Annotated in this window: 16 protein-coding genes; 4 read left to right on the forward strand and 12 right to left on the reverse strand. The window is 71.7% G+C overall.

Annotated elements, in window-relative coordinates:
* Positions 1-21 precede the first annotated feature (21 nt).
* The 4 genes from ACZ6JT_RS18475 to ACZ6JT_RS18490 all read right to left on the reverse strand — a co-directional run bounded on the left by ACZ6JT_RS18475 (position 22) and on the right by ACZ6JT_RS18490 (position 4,048).
* A complete protein-coding gene (locus tag ACZ6JT_RS18475; RefSeq protein WP_469210999.1) occupies positions 22-810 on the reverse strand; it encodes an aldose epimerase family protein in 789 nt (262 codons plus the stop codon).
* A gap of 33 nt (positions 811-843) precedes the next feature.
* Positions 844-1,659 (reverse strand): SRPBCC family protein, encoded by an 816-nt coding sequence (locus tag ACZ6JT_RS18480; protein WP_469211001.1) that lies wholly within the window; start codon positions 1,657-1,659, stop codon positions 844-846.
* Between the two features lie 32 nt (positions 1,660-1,691).
* Entirely contained in the window at positions 1,692-3,335 is a 1,644-nt protein-coding gene (locus tag ACZ6JT_RS18485; RefSeq protein WP_469211003.1) for a polyamine aminopropyltransferase, read from the reverse strand.
* 164 nt (positions 3,336-3,499) lie between these two features.
* Positions 3,500-4,048 carry a DUF2617 family protein gene (locus tag ACZ6JT_RS18490; protein WP_469211005.1) on the reverse strand — a complete coding sequence of 183 codons (549 nt, stop codon included), beginning with the start codon at positions 4,046-4,048 and terminating at the stop codon, positions 3,500-3,502.
* Between the two features lie 695 nt (positions 4,049-4,743).
* Between ACZ6JT_RS18490 and ACZ6JT_RS18495 the strand changes: the two genes are divergently transcribed.
* A complete protein-coding gene (locus ACZ6JT_RS18495; protein WP_469211007.1) occupies positions 4,744-5,934 on the forward strand; it encodes a pyridoxal phosphate-dependent aminotransferase in 1,191 nt (396 codons plus the stop codon).
* A gap of 149 nt (positions 5,935-6,083) precedes the next feature.
* Entirely contained in the window at positions 6,084-7,274 is a 1,191-nt protein-coding gene (locus ACZ6JT_RS18500; RefSeq protein WP_469211009.1) for a hypothetical protein, read from the forward strand.
* On the opposite strand, the gene ACZ6JT_RS18505 is transcribed toward ACZ6JT_RS18500, so the two are convergent.
* The gene (locus ACZ6JT_RS18505; RefSeq protein ID WP_030709219.1) at positions 7,275-7,826 is read right to left on the reverse strand and encodes a type III secretion system chaperone family protein; all 552 of its coding nucleotides are present in this window, start codon (positions 7,824-7,826) and stop codon (positions 7,275-7,277) included.
* Positions 7,827-7,937: 111 nt separating this feature from the next.
* A complete protein-coding gene (gene clpB / locus ACZ6JT_RS18510) occupies positions 7,938-10,523 on the reverse strand; it encodes an ATP-dependent chaperone ClpB (RefSeq protein ID WP_469211011.1) in 2,586 nt (861 codons plus the stop codon).
* Positions 10,524-10,648: 125 nt separating this feature from the next.
* On the opposite strand from clpB, the gene ACZ6JT_RS18515 reads away from it, so the two are divergent.
* Positions 10,649-11,089 carry a pyridoxamine 5'-phosphate oxidase family protein gene (locus tag ACZ6JT_RS18515; protein ID WP_469211013.1) on the forward strand — a complete coding sequence of 147 codons (441 nt, stop codon included), beginning with the start codon at positions 10,649-10,651 and terminating at the stop codon, positions 11,087-11,089.
* A gap of 134 nt (positions 11,090-11,223) precedes the next feature.
* On the opposite strand, the gene ACZ6JT_RS18520 is transcribed toward ACZ6JT_RS18515, so the two are convergent.
* Positions 11,224-11,505: a Rieske (2Fe-2S) protein gene (locus ACZ6JT_RS18520; protein ID WP_051762453.1), complete on the reverse strand. Its 282-nt coding sequence runs from the start codon at positions 11,503-11,505 to the stop codon at positions 11,224-11,226.
* Positions 11,506-11,534: 29 nt separating this feature from the next.
* On the reverse strand, positions 11,535-11,813 hold the full coding sequence (locus ACZ6JT_RS18525) for a hypothetical protein (RefSeq protein WP_469211015.1): 279 nt from the start codon (positions 11,811-11,813) through the stop codon (positions 11,535-11,537).
* Positions 11,814-11,897: 84 nt separating this feature from the next.
* Here ACZ6JT_RS18525 and ACZ6JT_RS18530 point away from each other — a divergent pair, with 84 nt between their 5' ends.
* Positions 11,898-12,971, forward strand: coding sequence for a helix-turn-helix transcriptional regulator (locus ACZ6JT_RS18530; RefSeq protein WP_469211017.1), 1,074 nt, complete (start codon positions 11,898-11,900; stop codon positions 12,969-12,971).
* A 60-nt stretch (positions 12,972-13,031) separates the two neighbouring features.
* Here the strand turns inward: ACZ6JT_RS18530 and ACZ6JT_RS18535 are convergent, their stop codons facing one another.
* Genes ACZ6JT_RS18535 through dnaK form a run of 4 tightly spaced genes read right to left on the reverse strand, consistent with a single transcriptional unit; the run spans position 13,032 to position 17,223 of the window.
* Positions 13,032-13,502, reverse strand: a complete 471-nt coding sequence (locus ACZ6JT_RS18535) for a heat shock protein transcriptional repressor HspR (RefSeq protein WP_469211018.1) — start codon at positions 13,500-13,502, stop codon at positions 13,032-13,034.
* Between the two features lie 2 nt (positions 13,503-13,504).
* Positions 13,505-14,686: a molecular chaperone DnaJ gene (dnaJ, locus tag ACZ6JT_RS18540; RefSeq protein WP_469211020.1), complete on the reverse strand. Its 1,182-nt coding sequence runs from the start codon at positions 14,684-14,686 to the stop codon at positions 13,505-13,507.
* Positions 14,687-14,725: 39 nt separating this feature from the next.
* Positions 14,726-15,376 carry a nucleotide exchange factor GrpE gene (gene grpE / locus ACZ6JT_RS18545; RefSeq protein WP_469211022.1) on the reverse strand — a complete coding sequence of 217 codons (651 nt, stop codon included), beginning with the start codon at positions 15,374-15,376 and terminating at the stop codon, positions 14,726-14,728.
* Positions 15,376-17,223, reverse strand: a complete 1,848-nt coding sequence (gene dnaK / locus ACZ6JT_RS18550) for a molecular chaperone DnaK (protein ID WP_469211024.1) — start codon at positions 17,221-17,223, stop codon at positions 15,376-15,378. Before dnaK ends, grpE begins: the two co-directional genes overlap by 1 nt.
* Between the last annotated feature and the right edge of the window lie 163 nt (positions 17,224-17,386).

The raw sequence follows: 17,386 nt of genomic DNA on the forward strand, positions 1-17,386 counted from the left end.
GGCCCTGAGCTTAATTGCGCCCTAGCGCAGCCGCCGCCACGTCCACGTCGTGGAGACCTCCAGCGGATCCACGGGGGTGACCAGGCGCGGCAGGGTGTTCAGCCCGTTCGGCGGACCGGACTGCGGCTCCACGCAGACGGCCTCGGACTCCTCGTCGTAGACGACCACCCATTCGGCCCGGCTGGTGAGCCGCAGTTCCAGCGCGCCGGGCCAGGTGAGGGTGACGTCGACGCCGTGCGGCATGCCGAAGCAGTCGTCCCAGGGGCCGGGCTTCGGGTCGATGCGGTGGCCGGTGGGGAGGTGGTCGGCGCCGCGCTCCTCCTGCCAGGCGGGCTCGAAGGAGAGCTCCGCCGCGCCGCCGCCGATCCCCAGGTCGCGCCGGAACCAGGGGTGCCAGCCGGCCTGGGCCGGGAAGGAGTCCCCGTAGGTCTCGACGCCCAGGCTGAGGGTGAGCGCGTCCTCGGTGAGCGCGAAGACCTGGGTGACCCGGCCGGGGTACGGCCACGGCTCACCGAGGTCGTAGGTGAACGCCGCCTCGGTGGCGGTGGCCCCCGCGGGGCGCCAGGGGGCGTCACGGCCGAACCCGTGGAGAGCGTGCGGCGGGTGGTTGAGCGGCATCTGGTGGACGGTGCCGCCGTCGCGGAACCGGCCGTTCTCGATCCGGCCGCACCACGGGACCATCGGGAACGCCCCGTACCGCGGGCCCTGGCGCAGCAGCTCCGTCCCGTCGATGCGCAGGCTGCTGATGCGGCAGCCGTTCTCCTGGTCGACCGTCACCTCGGCGCCACCGGCGCTCAGTTGCGTACTCATGCGGTCGACCCTAATGCGGGCCGCGGCCGCAGGTCAGCGGCGGCGGCGCAGGGCCCGGCCGATGACGACCACCGAGGCCAGCGCGAGGGCGGCGGCCGGGGCGATCCAGCGCAGGCTGTCGCCGGCGGTGGTGGCGGCGGGCGCGGGGACCGGGGCGTACCGGCCGCGCGGCGGCGCGTGGTCCACCTCCTCCGCACTGCGGCCGATCATGGTGCGGCGGGCGTGCGCGGCCTCCGCCGGGGGCCGCGGGCCCCCGTCCAGCTCCTCGAACCCGCCGGCCAGGAACGGGTCCAGCGACGGGGGCGGCACCTCGGTGTCGAAGAGGGAGGCGCTGACCTCGCTGACGTCGTCCTCGACGAACCCGGGACCGGCCGCCGTGGCCTCCTCCGCCTCCTCGGCCTCGGCGACGGGGTCACCGAGGGCGGATCCGGCGCCCAGCTGGCCGGCGGCCCGGTCCAGCAGCCGCTGTACGGCGGTGGCCGCGGCCTCGGGGGCGAAGGCGGCGGCCCGTCCGTCGGCGGTGGCCCCGGCGGTGAAGTCCAGCCGGGTCCCGTCCTCGGCGGGGGAAAGCCGCAGGTCGACGGAGAACTTCACCGTCCCGCTGCCGCGGACCTCCGTGCCCTCACCCTCGAAGGTGAAGTGCCCGGGGTCCCGCTCGATGACGGCCAGGGCACCCCGGTAGGTCACGGTGCTCCCGCCGACGCGGACCTTCAGCCGGCCGGAGACCGGCCCGGCGTCGGTGTCGGCGTCCTGCTGGAGGCCCGGCACGCACCGGGCGACCCGGGCGGGGTCGCGCAGCACGGCGCGGAGATCGTCTGCCGGTACCGGGACGAAGACCTGATGCTCCATGCGGTCGAGCCTACCGACGACAGCGCACCGGGTCACGAATACCGCGGGTGCGGAAGGGTCGACGGCGGAAGCCCGGGCACGCGGGTGCGTTCCGCGTCGCGTGCGGCGTCCTGCAGCGAGCGCGTCGACAGCGAGCGCAGGGCGGGCGTGTCGCGGTCCACGTGCAGCGCGGGGACCCCGTCGCGGGCGGCCAGGACGAAGCCCCAGTCCTGCGGCGGTGCGTCGGCCACGCCGAGGGGGGTGCGGTCGGGTCCGGCGGCGAAGCCCGACAGGCGGCCGCCCGCGCTGTACGGGGAGGTCAGCAGGCCGGCCGCGCGCAGGGTGGAGTCGACGGTCCAGTACGTACGCGGGCGCGTGGCCAGCGGCCCGGCGTGCACGGCGATCCGGCCCCCGGGGCGCAGGGCCCGCGCGGCCAGGCCGTAGAACTCCTGCGAGTACAGCTTCGTGCTGGGGGTGATGCCCGGGTCCGGGAGGTCCGAGACGATGACGTCGAAGCGGCTGGAGGCGGCCGGCCCGCGCAGCCAGCGGAAGGCGTCCTGCGTGACGACGGCCAGGCGGGGGTCCTCGTACGCCCCGGCGTTGAGCGCCGAGAGCATCGGATCGGTGCGGGCGAGCCCGACCACGCCGGGGTCGAGCTCGACCACGGTGACGGAGGTGACGTCCCGGTAGCGGAGCACCTCGCGGGCGGCGAGCCCGTCGCCACCGCCGAGGACCAGGACCCGGGCGTGCGGGCCGGTCATCGCGGGGTGGACCAGGGCCTCGTGGTAGCGGTACTCGTCGTAGCCGCTGACCCGCAGCCGTCCGTCGAGGTACAGGTCGAGGGAGCGCGGGGAGCCGGTCGGGGGGCCGGTGAGGACCAGTTCCTGCACTCCGGTCTGAACGGCGACGCGCACCTCCCCGCCGTAGACGGCGCGCCGTGCCACCCGCTCGAAGTCGTCGGCGAGGACGGTCGCGGAGGCGAGCACGGCCAGCACGGTCACGTTGGCGACGATCAGCAGCCAGCGGCAGCGGCGGCTCAGGTCCCGCCGGAACAGCCACAGGACCAGTCCGCCGCCGACGGCCGCGTTGACGGTGCCGGTGAGCATGGCGCCGGTGAGCTGGCCGAGCACCGGGAGCAGCAGGAACGGGAAGGCGAGGCCGCCGACGAGGGCGCCGACGTAGTCGGCGGCGAACAGGTCGGCGACGGCGCCGCCCGCGTCCTGTCTGCGGATGCGCTGGATGAGGACCATCAGCAGCGGGATCTCCGCGCCGATGAGCACCCCGATGGTGAAGGAGAAGGCGACGAGGGCGGGGCGGGACTCCCCCAGCCAGGCGAAGCTCGCGTAGAGCGCCATGGCCGAGAGCCCGCCCAGGAGGGCGAGCCCGGCCTCGATGGCGCCGAAGCCGAAGGCGGGCCGGTGGCGCAGGCGCTTGGCGAGCAGGGAGCCGACGCCCATGGCGAAGACCATGACGGACAGCACGACCGACGCCTGGGTGACGGAGTCGCCGATGAGGTAGGTGCCCAGGGCGAGCAGCTCCAGTTCGTACACGAGCCCGCAGGCGGCGCAGACGAACACGGTGGCCAGGACGAGGAGTCGGCCGGTCCGGGGCCGTACGGGCAGGGCGGCCGGGACGGTCGCGGCGCCCCGCGGCTCCGGAGCCGGGAGCACCCGGCGCGGGACGGAACGGTCGATCATGAAGCGAACCGTACGTCACCGCCCACCTACATCCGGTCACCCACATGGGTGCAAGTGGCTTGTCGATCCAGCCAGTTGGCGTAACGGCGGCGGGCCGTCCGCGCCCCGGAGGCGCCGGCCGCGCCCCCCGTCCGGACCGGTCCGGCCCGCACCTCCCGCGGCCGCTACAGCAGCGCCGGCGATTCCAGCGTCGCCTCCGCCGGGGCCCCCGCCCGTACGCCCACCCGGGTCCGGGTGGCCACCAACTGGCCCTCCTGCGGGTACGCGTGCCAGGTCCGCCAGCGCACCTGCCCCTCGTAGCGCTGCGCGAGCATGGCCGTGAAGGCGTGCGGACTTCCCGGGAAGGTCCCCGCCAGCCCGTTCGGGTGGTCGGCCACCAGTGCGAGGAGCTCCTGCGCCCGCCCCGCGAAGGACCCGCGGGACAGCGTCTCGACGCGCGCGGCGAACTCGTACTCCCAGTCACCCACCCGCTTGGCCACGCCGAGCGGCAGCGGCGTACTGCTGCCGGGCATACAGGCGACCGTCTCCGAGCAGAGCACCTCGGCCTCTTCCAGAAGAACCTGATGGGAGGCCCCGAGCAGGCGCAACTCCACCTTGGCTCCTGACAGTTCGAGGTTCAGTACGGCCAGGGCGGGCAGCCGGTCCCGACCCAGGGCCCAGGCGAGATCGGCGGCACGCGTGTCGGTGTAGGAGGTCTGGAGGGTCGTGAGCATGAGTCGGCTCCGCAAACGCGCGAGGGAGATGGGCCGGGGCCCGCCAGCGGTAGTCAACGGGTGGGGGGACACCGGCACGGATCCACAGGAAGTCCAGGGAGGTCCGAGGACTGGTCTACTCAACCGAGGGAATCATGAAAGGCACGGCACTCACAGCGTTTTTACCCAACTTGACGGGGTTTACATCCCCCCGGGGGCTCCACAGTTCACGTGTTCAACGGGTTGCGTCCCGCGCGTCGTCATGCATGGGCGAACGAGCCGTCACGGGCGGGAGAAACGACGAGGACGCCCGACGGAAACCGGACCGCCGAGCGCCCTCGTCCACGCGGTGCCCGCTGCCCCGTGTCAGCTGGAACCGCACCCCCCGCCGCCGCACGAGGACGACGAGCCGCAGGACGAGGAGGAGCAGGACGAGGAGGAGCCGCAGCCTCCGCCCGCGCCGCCCCCGTCCACCCACGAGCCGCTCCTCTTGCCGCGGCCGCGGGTGTGCCCGGCCTTGGACGACCGGGCTGAGATCGTCACGACGAAAGCGATGACCACGACTGCGATGACGATTCCGACGAACATGTGTCCGCCCTTCTCTCACGCCCCGGTCTTGCCGGGGAGCGGGATCCCCTCGTCCCGCGTGGAGGGGGGATTCCCACGGGCCGCACGGCCCAAAGCACACTTGAGGAAGTCCAGAGGTTGACCGCAGGATGGCGCCCATGAGCGCACCCGTGAGCAGCGACCGCCCCTTCCTGAACCGCCGGCTGGCGGCCTTCGGCACGACGATCTTCGCGGAGATGTCGGCGCTGGCCGCCCGCACCGGTTCGATCAACCTCGGCCAGGGCTTCCCCGACACCGACGGCCCGGCGGAGATCGCCGAGGCGGCCTCCCGCGCGGTCCTCACGGGCCGGGGCAACCAGTACCCGCCCGGCCCCGGCGTCCCCGAGCTGCGCACCGCGATCGCCGCGCACCAGCAGCGCTTCTACGGCCTGTCCTACGACCCCGACACCGAGGTCCTGGTCACGACGGGCGCCACCGAGGCCATCGCCGCCTCACTCCTCGCCCTGCTGGAGCCGGGTGACGAGGTCATCGCCCTGGAGCCGTACTACGACTCGTACGCGGCCTGCATCGCGATGGCCGGCGCCGTACGCGTCCCGGTCACCCTGCGTCCGCACGCCGGGGCCTTCGCCCTCGACCTGGACGAACTGCGCGCCGCCGTCACCCCGCGCACCCGGCTGCTCCTGCTGAACACCCCGCACAATCCGACGGGCACCGTCCTGACCGCCGCCGAGCTCGCCGCGATCGCCGAGCTGGCGGTCGAGCGCGACCTGCTGGTCGTCACGGACGAGGTGTACGAGCACCTGGTCTTCGAGGGCGCCCACGTCCCCCTGGCGGGCCTCCCCGGCATGCGCGAGCGCACGGTCACCATCTCCTCGGCCGGGAAGACCTTCTCCTTCACGGGCTGGAAGGTCGGCTGGGTCACCGCGCCCCCGGAGCTGGTCACGGCGGTCCGCTCGGCCAAGCAGTTCCTCACCTACGTCTCCTCGGGGCCCTTCCAGTACGCGATCGCCGAGGCCCTCGCCCTCCCCGACACGTACTACGACGCCTTCCGCGCCGACCTGGCCGCCAAGCGCGACATCCTCGCCGACGGCCTCGCGGCGGCCGGCTTCGAGGTCTTCCGCCCGCAGGGGACGTACTTCATCACCACCGACATCACCCCCCTCGGCGAGAAGGACGGCCTCGCCTTCTGCCGCGCCCTGCCCGAGCGCTGCGGCGTCGTCGCCATCCCGAACCAGGTCTTCTACGACGACAAGTCCGCCGGCGCCACCCAGGTCCGCTGGGCCTTCTGCAAGCGCGAGGACGTTCTGCGGGAGGCCGCCTCACGGCTGCGCGGCCTCTGAGGACCGCACCGGGAACCCTGCCGTCCGGCCGGGGCCGCCAGGGGTGCTTGCGGGGCGGCCGAGGCCGGTGTGAAGCTGTCGCTCGCACGAGTGCCCGAGCCCCCACCTCCCGGTGAGCGGACCTCACCGAGAGACGGAAGTCGGGATTGATGGCAACGGGCAGAGCGACCGTGTCCGCGTCGCCCCTCGAGTTGCGCGCGGTCCGCGCCGTACGGTCGGCCGCGCCCCCGGCGGTCATAGCGCTCGGGGTGTTCGCCGCCGTGCGCGGGGCCGGGGTGCTGGTGCTGGCCCTCGGGTCCTGGTGGGCCGGGCGGGATCCGCTGCGGGTCCTCGGCCGGTCCTGGGACGCGGACTGGTACCTGCGGATCGCGGCCCACGGCTACGGCCGCACCCTGATGTGGCCCGACGCCGCCACCGGCACCGGGCCCGTCCAGAGCGACCAGGCCTTCTTCCCGCTCTACCCGGCGCTGATACGGGCCGTCTCCGGCCTCCTGCCCGGCGGGCCCGTCCCCGCCGCGCTCCTCGTCACCTGGACGGCCGCGGCCGTCGCCGCCGTCGGGATCTACCGGGTCGGGGAGCGGGTCGTCGGGCCGCGCGCCGGGCTGCTGCTCGTGGGGCTGTGGGCGGCCCTGCCGCACTCGGTGGTGCTCACCCTCGCCTACACCGAGGCACTGCTGGCCGCCTTCGCCGCCTGGGCCCTGTACGCCCTGCTGCGGGGCCGCTGGCTGTGGGCCGCCGGCCTCGCCGTACTCGCCGGGCTGACCCGGCCCACCGGGCTCGCCGTCGCGGCCGCCGTGTCGGTCCTGGCCCTGCACGCCGTCCTCGTACGAAGATCCCGGGCACCCGAGGTGTGGGTGGCGGGGCTGGTGGCGCCGGCGGGCTGGGCGGCGTACGTCCTGGCCGTCGGGGTGAAGGTGCGCGACCCCTTCGGCGGCTACTTCGCCGTGCAGCGCAGCTGGGGCTCCCGCTTCGACTTCGGCGCCGGGGCGCTGCGCTCGGCGGAGCGGGTGCTGACCGGCGGGCACGTGCCCCTCGCCACCACCGTGACGGTGGTGCTGCTGGCCGCGGCGGGGCTGCTCGCGGTGCTGCTGTTCCTGGACCGCGTCCCGCTCGCGCTCCTGGTGTACACCGCGGTCCTGCTGGTGATGGCCTTCGGCGGGGCCGGTTTCTTCGAGTCCAAGCCGCGCTTCCTGCTGCCGGCCTTCCCGCTGCTCCTGCCGGCGGCCGCCGTCATGGCGCGAGCCCGGCCCCGCACCGCGGTCGTGGTGACCGTGGTGCTGGCCGGGCTCGGTTACGGCTACGGGCTGTACCTGCTCCTGGTGGCCCGGGTGCCGCTCTAGTCAGTTGCCGTTGTCGGCGTCGCCTTCGCCGTCGTTCTCGCCGTCGGTGGAGTCGATGTCCTTCTCCAGACCGAGCTGCTCGACGAGCCACTTGTCGAATTCGATGGAGGCGCGGACCCAGCTGACCGTGGAGGACACGAAGTGCTCCAGGTTGACGCCGGTGCCGATCAGCATCTGCGCCTCACCGATCAGGCGGACCGAGCCGTCGTCGTGCGTGTGGCTGTAGACCTTCGGCCACAGGGTGCGGCGGTTCCAGTCGTCGATCGACTCGAGAAGCTGGGGCTTCTCGTCGATCTTGTGCGGACGGTCGTAGAAGGTCCGCACCGAGAAAACCTGCTGCTCGTCCTCGCCGCGGAACATGAAGTACGTGCGGAACTCCTCCCACGGCGCCGCGAGGTCACCCTCGTCGTCGACGACGTACTTGAGCTCCATCTGCTCCAGCAGCTGCTTGACCAGATCCTGGTCGGGGACGACGGGGCCCGCCGGTCCTGTGGCCTGCGGATCGGGCTGCTGCCCTCCGAAGTTCGGAATCGAGGCCGGGTCGATGCTCACCGTGTTTTTCCCTTCGTGCGGATACATGCATCCTCCCCCATCCCGCCCACCCCGTGTCCAGCCCCGCAGCGCCGATCCGCTGCGGGCGGACACCGAGTCCGCCCGGCCGGGTCAGAGCCCCTTGCCGACCAGCAGGTCCTCGCCCGCCACGTCGACCCGGACGGTGTCGCCGTCGCGGACCTCGCCCGAGAGGATCTCCTTGGCCAGCCGGTCGCCGATCGCCGTCTGGATCAGGCGGCGCAGCGGCCGGGCGCCGTACGCCGGGTCGTTGCCCTTGTCCGCCAGCCAGGCCAGGGCCTCGGGCGTGACGTCCAGGGTGAGGCGCCGGTCGGCCAGGCGCTTGGCCAGGCGGCCGATCTGGAGCTCGGCGATGTGCGCGAGCTCGTCGCCGGACAGGGCGGAGAAGACCACAAGGTCGTCCAGGCGGTTCAGGAACTCCGGCTTGAAGGAGCTCCGGACCACCTCCAGGACCTGCTGCTTCTTCTGTTCCGCGGGGGTGGCCGGATCCATGAGGAACTGACTACCCAGGTTCGATGTCAGGACCAGGATGGTGTTGCGGAAGTCCACGGTCCGGCCCTGGCCGTCCGTGAGGCGGCCGTCGTCCAGGACCTGGAGCAGGATGTCGAAGACCTCGGGGTGGGCCTTCTCCACCTCGTCCAGGAGCACCACGCTGTACGGGCGGCGGCGGACGGCCTCCGTCAGCTGGCCGCCCTCCTCGTAGCCGACGTAGCCGGGCGGGGCGCCGACGAGGCGGGCCACGCTGTGCTTCTCGCCGTACTCCGACATGTCGATGCGGACCATGGCCCGCTCGTCGTCGAAGAGGAAGTCGGCGAGGGCCTTGGCCAGCTCCGTCTTGCCCACGCCCGTGGGGCCCAGGAAGAGGAAGGAGCCGGTGGGGCGGTCGGGGTCGGCGATGCCGGCGCGGGTGCGGCGCACGGCGTCCGAGACGGCCCGTACGGCCTCGCCCTGGCCGATCAGGCGGCGGCCCAGCTCGTCCTCCATGCGCAGGAGCTTCTGGGTCTCGCCCTCCAGCAGGCGGCCCGCCGGGATGCCCGTCCAAGCCCCCACCACGTCCGCGATGTCGTCCGGGCCGACCTCGTCCTTGACCATCGTCCCCTTGGACGCCTCGGCCTCGGCCTCGGTCGCCTCCGCCAGCTCGCGCTCCAGGGTCGGGATCTCCCCGTAGAGCAGCTTGGAGGCGGTGTCGAAGTCGCCGTCGCGCTGGGCGCGCTCGGCCTGGCCGCGCAGGTCGTCCAGGCGTTCCTTGAGCTCGCCGACGCGGTTGAGGGACTGCTTCTCCTTCTCCCAGCGGGCGGTCAGGCCGCGCAGGTCCTCCTCCTTGTCGGCGAGGTCCTTGCGGATCTTCTCCAGGCGCTCCACCGAGGCCGGGTCGGACTCGTTCCTCAGCGCCAGCTCCTCCATCCGCAGGCGGTCGACGGAGCGCTGGAGCTCGTCGATCTCCAGCGGGGAGGAGTCGATCTCCATGCGCAGCCGGGACGCGGCCTCGTCGACGAGGTCGATGGCCTTGTCGGGCAGGAAGCGGGAGGTGATGTACCGGTCGGAGAGGGTGGCGGCGGCCACGAGCGCGCTGTCGTTGATGACGACCTTGTGGTGGGCCTCGTAGCGGCCCTTGAGCCCGCGCAGGATCGCGATGGTGTCCTCGACGGACGGCTCGGCGACCAGCACCTGCTGGAAGCGGCGCTCCAGCGCCGGGTCCTTCTCGATGCGCTCGCGGTACTCGTCGAGGGTGGTCGCGCCGACCATGCGCAGTTCGCCGCGGGCCAGCATGGGCTTGAGCATGTTGCCCGCGTCCATGGCGGAGTCGCCGCCGGCGCCCGCGCCGACGACCGTGTGCAGCTCGTCGATGAAGGTGATGATCTGCCCGTCGCTGGACTTGATCTCGGCGAGCACCGTCTTCAGCCGTTCCTCGAACTCGCCGCGGTACTTGGCACCCGCGACCATCGCGCCGAGGTCCAGGGAGACCAGCCGCTTGTTCTTCAGGGACTCGGGGACGTCGCCCTTGACGATGCGCTGGGCCAGGCCCTCGACGACGGCCGTCTTGCCGACGCCGGGCTCGCCGATGAGCACCGGGTTGTTCTTCGTACGGCGCGAGAGCACCTGCACGACGCGGCGGATCTCGTGGTCGCGGCCGATGACCGGGTCGAGCTTGCCCTCGCGCGCGGCCGCCGTGAAGTCGGTGCCGAACTTCTCCAGGGCCTTGTACTGACCCTCGGGGTCCGGGGTGGTCACCCGCCGTCCTCCTCGTGCGTTCTCGAAGGCGGCCAGCAGCTTCTTCGCGCTCGCGCCCTGGGCGGAAAGGACCTCACCCGCCGCGCCGCCCTTGGCGGCGATGGCGATGAGGAGGTGTTCGGTGGAGAGGTATTCGTCGCCGAGCCGGCCGGCCTGGGCGTCGGCCTCGGCCAGGACGGCCAGCAGGTCGCGGGTGGGCTGCGGGGGCGCGACGGTGGAGCCGGTGACGCTGGGCAGGGCGGCCAGCAGCCGGTCCGCGCCCGCCCTCACCTCGGCCTGGTCGGCGTCCGTGGCGGCCAGCAGGTCGGTGACGTTCTCGTTGTCCTCGCCGGCGAGCAGGGCCAGCAGCAGGTGCGCGGGGGTCAGATCGGCATGACCGTCCTTGACGGCCCTGCTCGTGGCCGCGTTCAGGGCGTCCCGGCTCTTGTTGGTCAGCTCGGCGTCCACTGCGTCTTCTCCTCTCCGAAGGGATCAGAACTCAGGTATGAACTCTGACAGAGTCAACCTATGCAAAGTTGAGTCTATTCCACTCAAGGCAACGAGGGACACCCCCGGCCCGTACCCTTCGGCGCATGTCCCAAGACGTACTCAACCCGACGCCCGAGTACCTCGCCTTCTGGCAGGAGCGGCACGTCTGCACGCTGACCACCCCGCGCCCCGACGGCACTCCGCACGTGGTGCCGGTGGGAGTGACGTACGACCCGGAGGCCGGGCTGGCACGGGTGATCAGCAACAAGCACAGCAAGAAGGTGCGCAACGTCCTCGCGGCGCAGGCGGCGGCACAGGCGCAGGCGCCGGCACAGCCCTCGGCCGGCGGGGCCCGGGTCGCGGTCTGCCAGATGCAAGGGCGTCGCTGGGCCACCCTCGAAGGGCGCGCGGTGGTCCGTACGGACGAGGCGTCGGTCGCCGACGCCGTGGCGCGCTACGCGGTGCGGTACGGCCGCACGCCGTCGCCCAATCCGGACCGCGTGGTCATCGAGATCACCCTGGACCGGGCCATGGGGCGCGCGTGAGCCGTTGACCCTTCATCTTGTCCGGTTCAGGCACTGGACGCGGGCATCACAACGGCGCCATCGTGGTCAGGTCCACGATGGCGCCGTTGTGTGGGGGTAGCGCCTGAGCGATCTGCAACGACGGGGGAATCGCTTCAGGCACTGCGGGGGGTGGCGGTGGTGATATCGGGTTCGAAGAGCTGGTGGTCGCGCTGATCGAGATTGACGAAGACCATTCCGTAGCGCACCTCGCAGCGGACGGGCTGCGGCGCGCCCCGCGGGCGGCGCAGGCACCGGTAGGCACGTACGTCCTCGTCCTCCTCGCGCACGACGACGATCGGTTGGCCGAACAAGGTGACCATCAACGAGTCGCCGGGGTGGGGGATGGCCGTGGCGAGATCGATGAACTGCCAGCCCGAGCGGTAGGCGGATGCCATCTCGCGGCGGAAGCCGCGGTCGTCGGGGGTCACGCGGACACCGTCACAGGAGTCTCGGTCCACCCCGTATCGCCGCCGTTACCGCCCAGCTGGCCGCTGGTCCAGCCGGTGTCCGCGTACTTGCCCGCGGGCGCCGTGGTCCAGCCGGTGTCGAACTCCGTGCTCGTCAGGCTGGTGCCCTGACCGCCCCTAGCGCTCCCCGCGTCACTTTCGACGGCGCTGACTGCCCCAAAAACCGCAACGGCGGAGAAACCTATGGCAAGCACCGAGCGAAGCATTCTCTTGAACATGGTCGGCTTCGTCCTCACTTGATGGAATCCTCTCCCCCGCGTGTCAGACGATGGCTCATTCAGGCACGTCAATGCCACAGGGACGATGCATCATGTTCTTGCATGTTCAGGACCCTGGGGGGTGGAGATTTGACGCGAAACGAGACAATGGCGACACATCCCCACCCCGTGACGTCCATGTGCGCCGAGGGAACGCGGCTCTACGCGGCTGCACTGAGCACCGGCCGGATCGCCCGGGGCGAGATCCAGAACGCCCCCTGCCTGCTTGAATTCGCCCTTCTGCAGCCCGACCCGGATGACGCGAACCAACTCCGCCCGGTTCCCCCGTCGGTCGCTTTGGCTCAACGGCTCCATCCGATTGAACGCGAGATCCAAGACCGGCGGCGCAGCGCTGTAGATCTCACCGACACTTTCGAGCCTTTCCTGGCCATCAGCGCGCAGAGCCCGGCCAACACCCACGCCATCACCGTGCTGGAGGGCTTCGAGCGGATCAACGCCGCCCTCAACCTCGCGACGGCCGAATGCCACACCGAGGTGCTGACCGTACAGCCGGGCGGGGCCCGCCCCTCCGAGGCCCTGACCCAGGCCCTGGAGCGCGACCAGCCGCTGATCGACCGCGGGGTCAGCATACGGACCCTCTACCAGCACACCGCCCGGCACAGCCAGGGCACGCTCGCCTACGTGGACCGCATCTCCACGGGCAAGGTGGAGATCCGCACGCTCGAAGAGCTGATAGAGCGGCTCATCATCTTCGACCGCACCGTCGCCTTCATCCCGGTGAGCGACGACCGCCGGGTCGCACTGGAGCTGCGCCACCCGGGCCTCGTCGACTACCTCATCAAGGTGTTCGAGCAGCTGTGGCACCGTGCGGTGCCCCTGCAGGAGGAGGTGACCTACCGGAGCACCCCCGGCGGGATCACCGGCGTGCAGCGGACCATCGCCCAGCTCCTCATCGAGGGACACGTCGACGAGGCCATCGCCCGACGCCTCGGCATGAACGTCCGCACCTGCCGGGCCCACATCGCCAAGCTCGCCACGACCCTCGGCAGCGGCAGCCGCGCCCAGCTCGGCTACCTCATCGCCCAGTCGGGCATCCTGGGCCGGCCCTCCGCCCCTGACCGGGACTGCGGCGAGGAGCTGGGCCAGGACCCCGACGAGGTCCGGGAAGGCCTCTAGAAAGCCGTCAGGCCCCGCCCTGGAGGGGCGGAGCCTGACGGTACGGAGCGGGGAACCGGGTCAGTCCAGCGGGCGCTTGGGGCTGGGCCGCCAGACGACCAGGGCACTGCCCGGCTGCGGGGGCTGGTACTTGACCAGGTCGCGCCGGTACGAGGCGTGCACCTGGGCCTCGCGGGCCTGCAGCGTGGCCGCCGCGCCGTCCACCGCCGCGGAGAGCTCGGCCACGCGCTGCTGGAGCGCGGCGACCTGGTTCTCCAGTTCGATGATCCGCTTGATGCCGGCCAGGTTGATGCCCTCGTCCTGGGACAGCGCCTGCACCGTGCGGAGCAGTTCGATGTCGCGGGCCGAGTAGCGCCGGCCGCGGCCGGCCGTACGGTCCGGGGAGACCAGGCCGAGACGGTCGTACTGACGCAGGGTCTGCGGGTGCAGGCCCGAGAGCTGGGCGGCCACCGAGATCACGTAGACCGGGGTCTCGTCGGTGAGCTGGTAGCCCCCGCCCAGGCGGGAGGACTGTCGTGGGCGGCCGTCCATGGTCATGCTCCCTTCGCGGACTCGAACAGCGCGGAGCGCGGGTCCTCGGTGACCGTCGCCTCGCGGTACATCTCCAGCGCCTCGCGGGCCTTGTCCGACAGCTCGGTCGGGACCGCGACCTCCACCGTCACCAGCAGGTCGCCGCGGGTGCCGTCCTTGCGGACCGCGCCCTTGCCGCGGGCCCGCATGGTCCGTCCGTTGGGGGTGCCCGGCGGCAGCTTCAGCGTCACCGGGGGACCGTTCAGGGTCGGGACCTTGACGTCGGCGCCCAGCGCCGCCTCCGCGAACGTCACCGGCACGGTCACCGTGAGGTTGTCGTCCTTGCGGCCGAACACCGGGTGGGCATCGACGTGCACGACCACGTAGAGGTCACCGGCGGGGCCGCCGCGCTCGCCCGGCGCGCCCTTGCCGCGCAGCCGGATCCGCTGGCCGTTGGAGACGCCCGCCGGGATCCGGACCTGCATGGTGCGCGAGGAACGGGCCCGGCCGCTGCCCTTGCAGACGTCGCAGGGGGTCTCCGCGATCAGACCGCGGCCCTTGCAGTCCGCACAGGGGTCGGTCAGCGAGAAGCCGCCGCCGCTGCCCCGCGAGACCTGGCCGGTACCGACGCAGGTCGGGCACACGCGGGGCGTGCCGTTCTTGTCGCCGGTTCCCGAACAGGCCTTGCAGGGTGCCTGGGAGGACATCCGGAGCGGGACCGTGGCCCCGTCCACCGCCTCCGTGAAGGAGAGGGTGACCTCCGACTCGATGTCCTGGCCGCGGCGCGGCTGGGTACGGGTGCCCGCACCCGGGCCGGCGCCGCGGTTGAAGAGGCCGCCGAAGACGTCGCCCAGGCCGCCGCCGAAGCCGCCGCCCGCGCCGCCTGGCTGCTGACCGCCGAAGAGGTCGCCGAGGTCGAAGTTGAACGAGCCGCCGCCCCCGCCCGGCCCGGGGCGGAAGCCACCGTTGCCGAACAGGGCGCGGGCCTCGTCGTACTCCTTGCGCTTCTTCGCGTCGCCGAGGATGTCGTTCGCCTCGGAGATCTCCTTGAAGCGCTCCTCGGCCGAGGCGTCGCCCTTGTTGGCGTCCGGGTGGAACTCGCGGGCGAGCTTCCGGTACGCCTTCTTGATCTCGGCCTCGGTGGCGTCCTTCGGGACACCGAGGACCTTGTAGTAGTCCTTCTCGACGAAGTCCTTCGTGCTCATCCCCGGTGTCCCTCCTCCCGTGCCGCTACGTGTACTGCGTCAGCCCTGGTCGGCTGCATCCGCGTCCTCGCCGGACGGCTTGTCGCCCTCGGCGGACTCGGACTTGGGGGCCGCGCCCGGCTGGGGCTCGGCCACCGCGACCCGTGCGGGACGGATCGTACGCTCGCCGATCCGGTACCCCGGCTGCAGGATCGCCACGCAGGTCGTCTCGGTGACGTCCGGCGCGTACGAGTGCATCAGGGCCTCGTGGATCGTCGGGTCGAAGGGCTCGCCCTCCTTGCCGAACTGCTGCAGCCCCATCTTGGCGGCCACCGTCTCGAGCGACTCGGCCACCGACTTGAAGCCGCCGACCAGCTCGCCGTGCTCCCGCGCCCGGCCGATGTCGTCCAGGGTCGGGAGGAGCTCCGTCAGGAGGGACGCGACCGCGATCTCCTTGACGGTGATCCGGTCCCGCTCCACCCGGCGGCGGTAGTTCTGGTACTCCGCCTGGAGCCGCTGGAGGTCCGCGGTGCGCTCGGAGAGCGCCGTACGGGCCTGGTCCAGCTGCGCCAGCAGGGCCACGTCCTGAGTGCTGTCCCCGGCCGGGGCCGCCGCCTCCTCCTTGGCGGAGTCGGCGGCCTGCGGCTCGTCGGGCGTGCCGTCGGCGGGGACTTCGGGCTTCTCGTCAAAGCCCGGGGTCTCCTCCGACATCAGGCAGCGCCACCCTTCGGCTTCTCGTCGTCGACGATCTCGGCGTCGACGACATCGTCGTCGGCCTTGGCCTGGCCCGCGTCACCGGCGGCGCCGGCGGCACCCTGAGCGGCCTGGGCGTCGGCGTAGATGGCCTGGCCGAGCTTCTGGCTGACCGCCGCGAGCTTCTCGGTCGCGGTGCGGATCTCCGCCGTGTCCTCGCCCTTGAGGCTTTCCTTCAGCTCGGAGACGGCGGTCTCGACCTCGGTCTTGACGTCGGCCGGGACCTTGTCCTCGTTGTCCTTGAGGAACTTCTCCGTCTGGTAGACGAGCTGCTCGCCCTGGTTGCGGGACTCGGCGGCCTCCTTGCGGCGCAGGTCCTCGTCCGCGTACTGCTCCGCCTCCTGGCGCATGCGGTCGACCTCGTCCTTGCCGAGCGAAGAGCCGCCGGTGACGGTCATCTTCTGCTCCTTGCCCGTGCCGAGGTCCTTGGCCGTGACGTGCATGATGCCGTTCGCGTCGATGTCGAAGGAGACCTCGATCTGCGGGACGCCACGCGGGGCCGGCGGCAGGCCGGTCAGCTCGAACATGCCGAGCTTCTTGTTGTACGCCGCGATCTCGCGCTCGCCCTGGTAGACCTGGATCTGCACGGACGGCTGGTTGTCCTCGGCCGTCGTGAAGATCTCGGACCGCTTGGTCGGGATCGTGGTGTTGCGCTCGATGAGCTTGGTCATGATGCCGCCCTTGGTCTCGATGCCGAGGGACAGCGGGGTCACGTCGAGGAGCAGGACGTCCTTGACCTCACCCTTGAGGACACCGGCCTGGAGGGTGGCGCCGATGGCGACGACCTCGTCCGGGTTGACGCCCTTGTTGGCGTCCTGACCGCCGGTGAGCTCCTTGACGAGCTCGGCGACGGCCGGCATGCGGGTGGAGCCGCCGACCAGGACCACGTGGTCGATCTCGGACAGCTGGATGCCGGCGTCCTTGATGACGTTGTGGAACGGGGTCTTGCAGCGGTCCAGCAGGTCCGCGGTCAGCTGCTGGAACTGGGCGCGCGTGAGCTTCTCGTCCAGGTGCAGCGGGCCCTCGGCGGAGGCCGTGATGTAGGGCAGGTTGATCGTGGTCTCCGTGGAGGAGGACAGCTCGATCTTCGCCTTCTCGGCGGCCTCGCGCAGGCGCTGGAGCGCCATCTTGTCCTTGGAGAGGTCTACGCCGTGACCGTTGGCGAACTGCTTCACCAGGTAGTCGACGACGCGCTGGTCCCAGTCGTCACCACCGAGGTGGTTGTCACCGTTGGTGGCCTTGACCTCGACGACGCCGTCGCCGATCTCCAGGAGCGACACGTCGAAGGTGCCGCCACCGAGGTCGAAGACGAGAATGGTCTGGTCGTCCTTGTCGAGACCGTAGGCCAGGGCGGCGGCGGTCGGCTCGTTGACGATGCGCAGGACGTTCAGGCCCGCGATCTCACCGGCCTCCTTCGTCGCCTGACGCTCGGAGTCGTTGAAGTAGGCCGGGACGGTGATGACCGCGTCCGTGACCTTCTCACCCAGGTACGCCTCGGCGTCGCGCTTCAGCTTCTGCAGGATGAAGGCGCTCATCTGCTGCGGGTTGAAGTCCTTGCCATCCAGGTTGATCTTCCAGTCAGTGCCCATGTGGCGCTTGACGGAGCGGATGGTCCGGTCCACGTTCGTGACCGCCTGGCGCTTGGCCACCTCGCCGACGAGGACCTCGCCGTTCTTGGCGAAGGCGACGACGGACGGCGTGGTCCTGGCGCCCTCGGCGTTGGTGATGACGGTGGGCTCGCCGCCTTCCAGAACGCTGACGACGGAGTTAGTGGTGCCCAGGTCGATGCCGACCGCACGTGCCATTTCGATTCCTCCAGCTGACTTGAGTGGAACAGACTCAACCATGCCGCATCGCCGCGCCGACGTCAACAGAGCTGAGTCGAGTCGGCTCAACCTTTAGGCTCCGCTTACGCGCAACCAGACCCGGACCGGAGCCCCGGCGGCGGCGGCGGTGGCGCGGCCGAAC

It is taken from the genome of Streptomyces sp. NPDC046308, assembly GCF_055588065.1.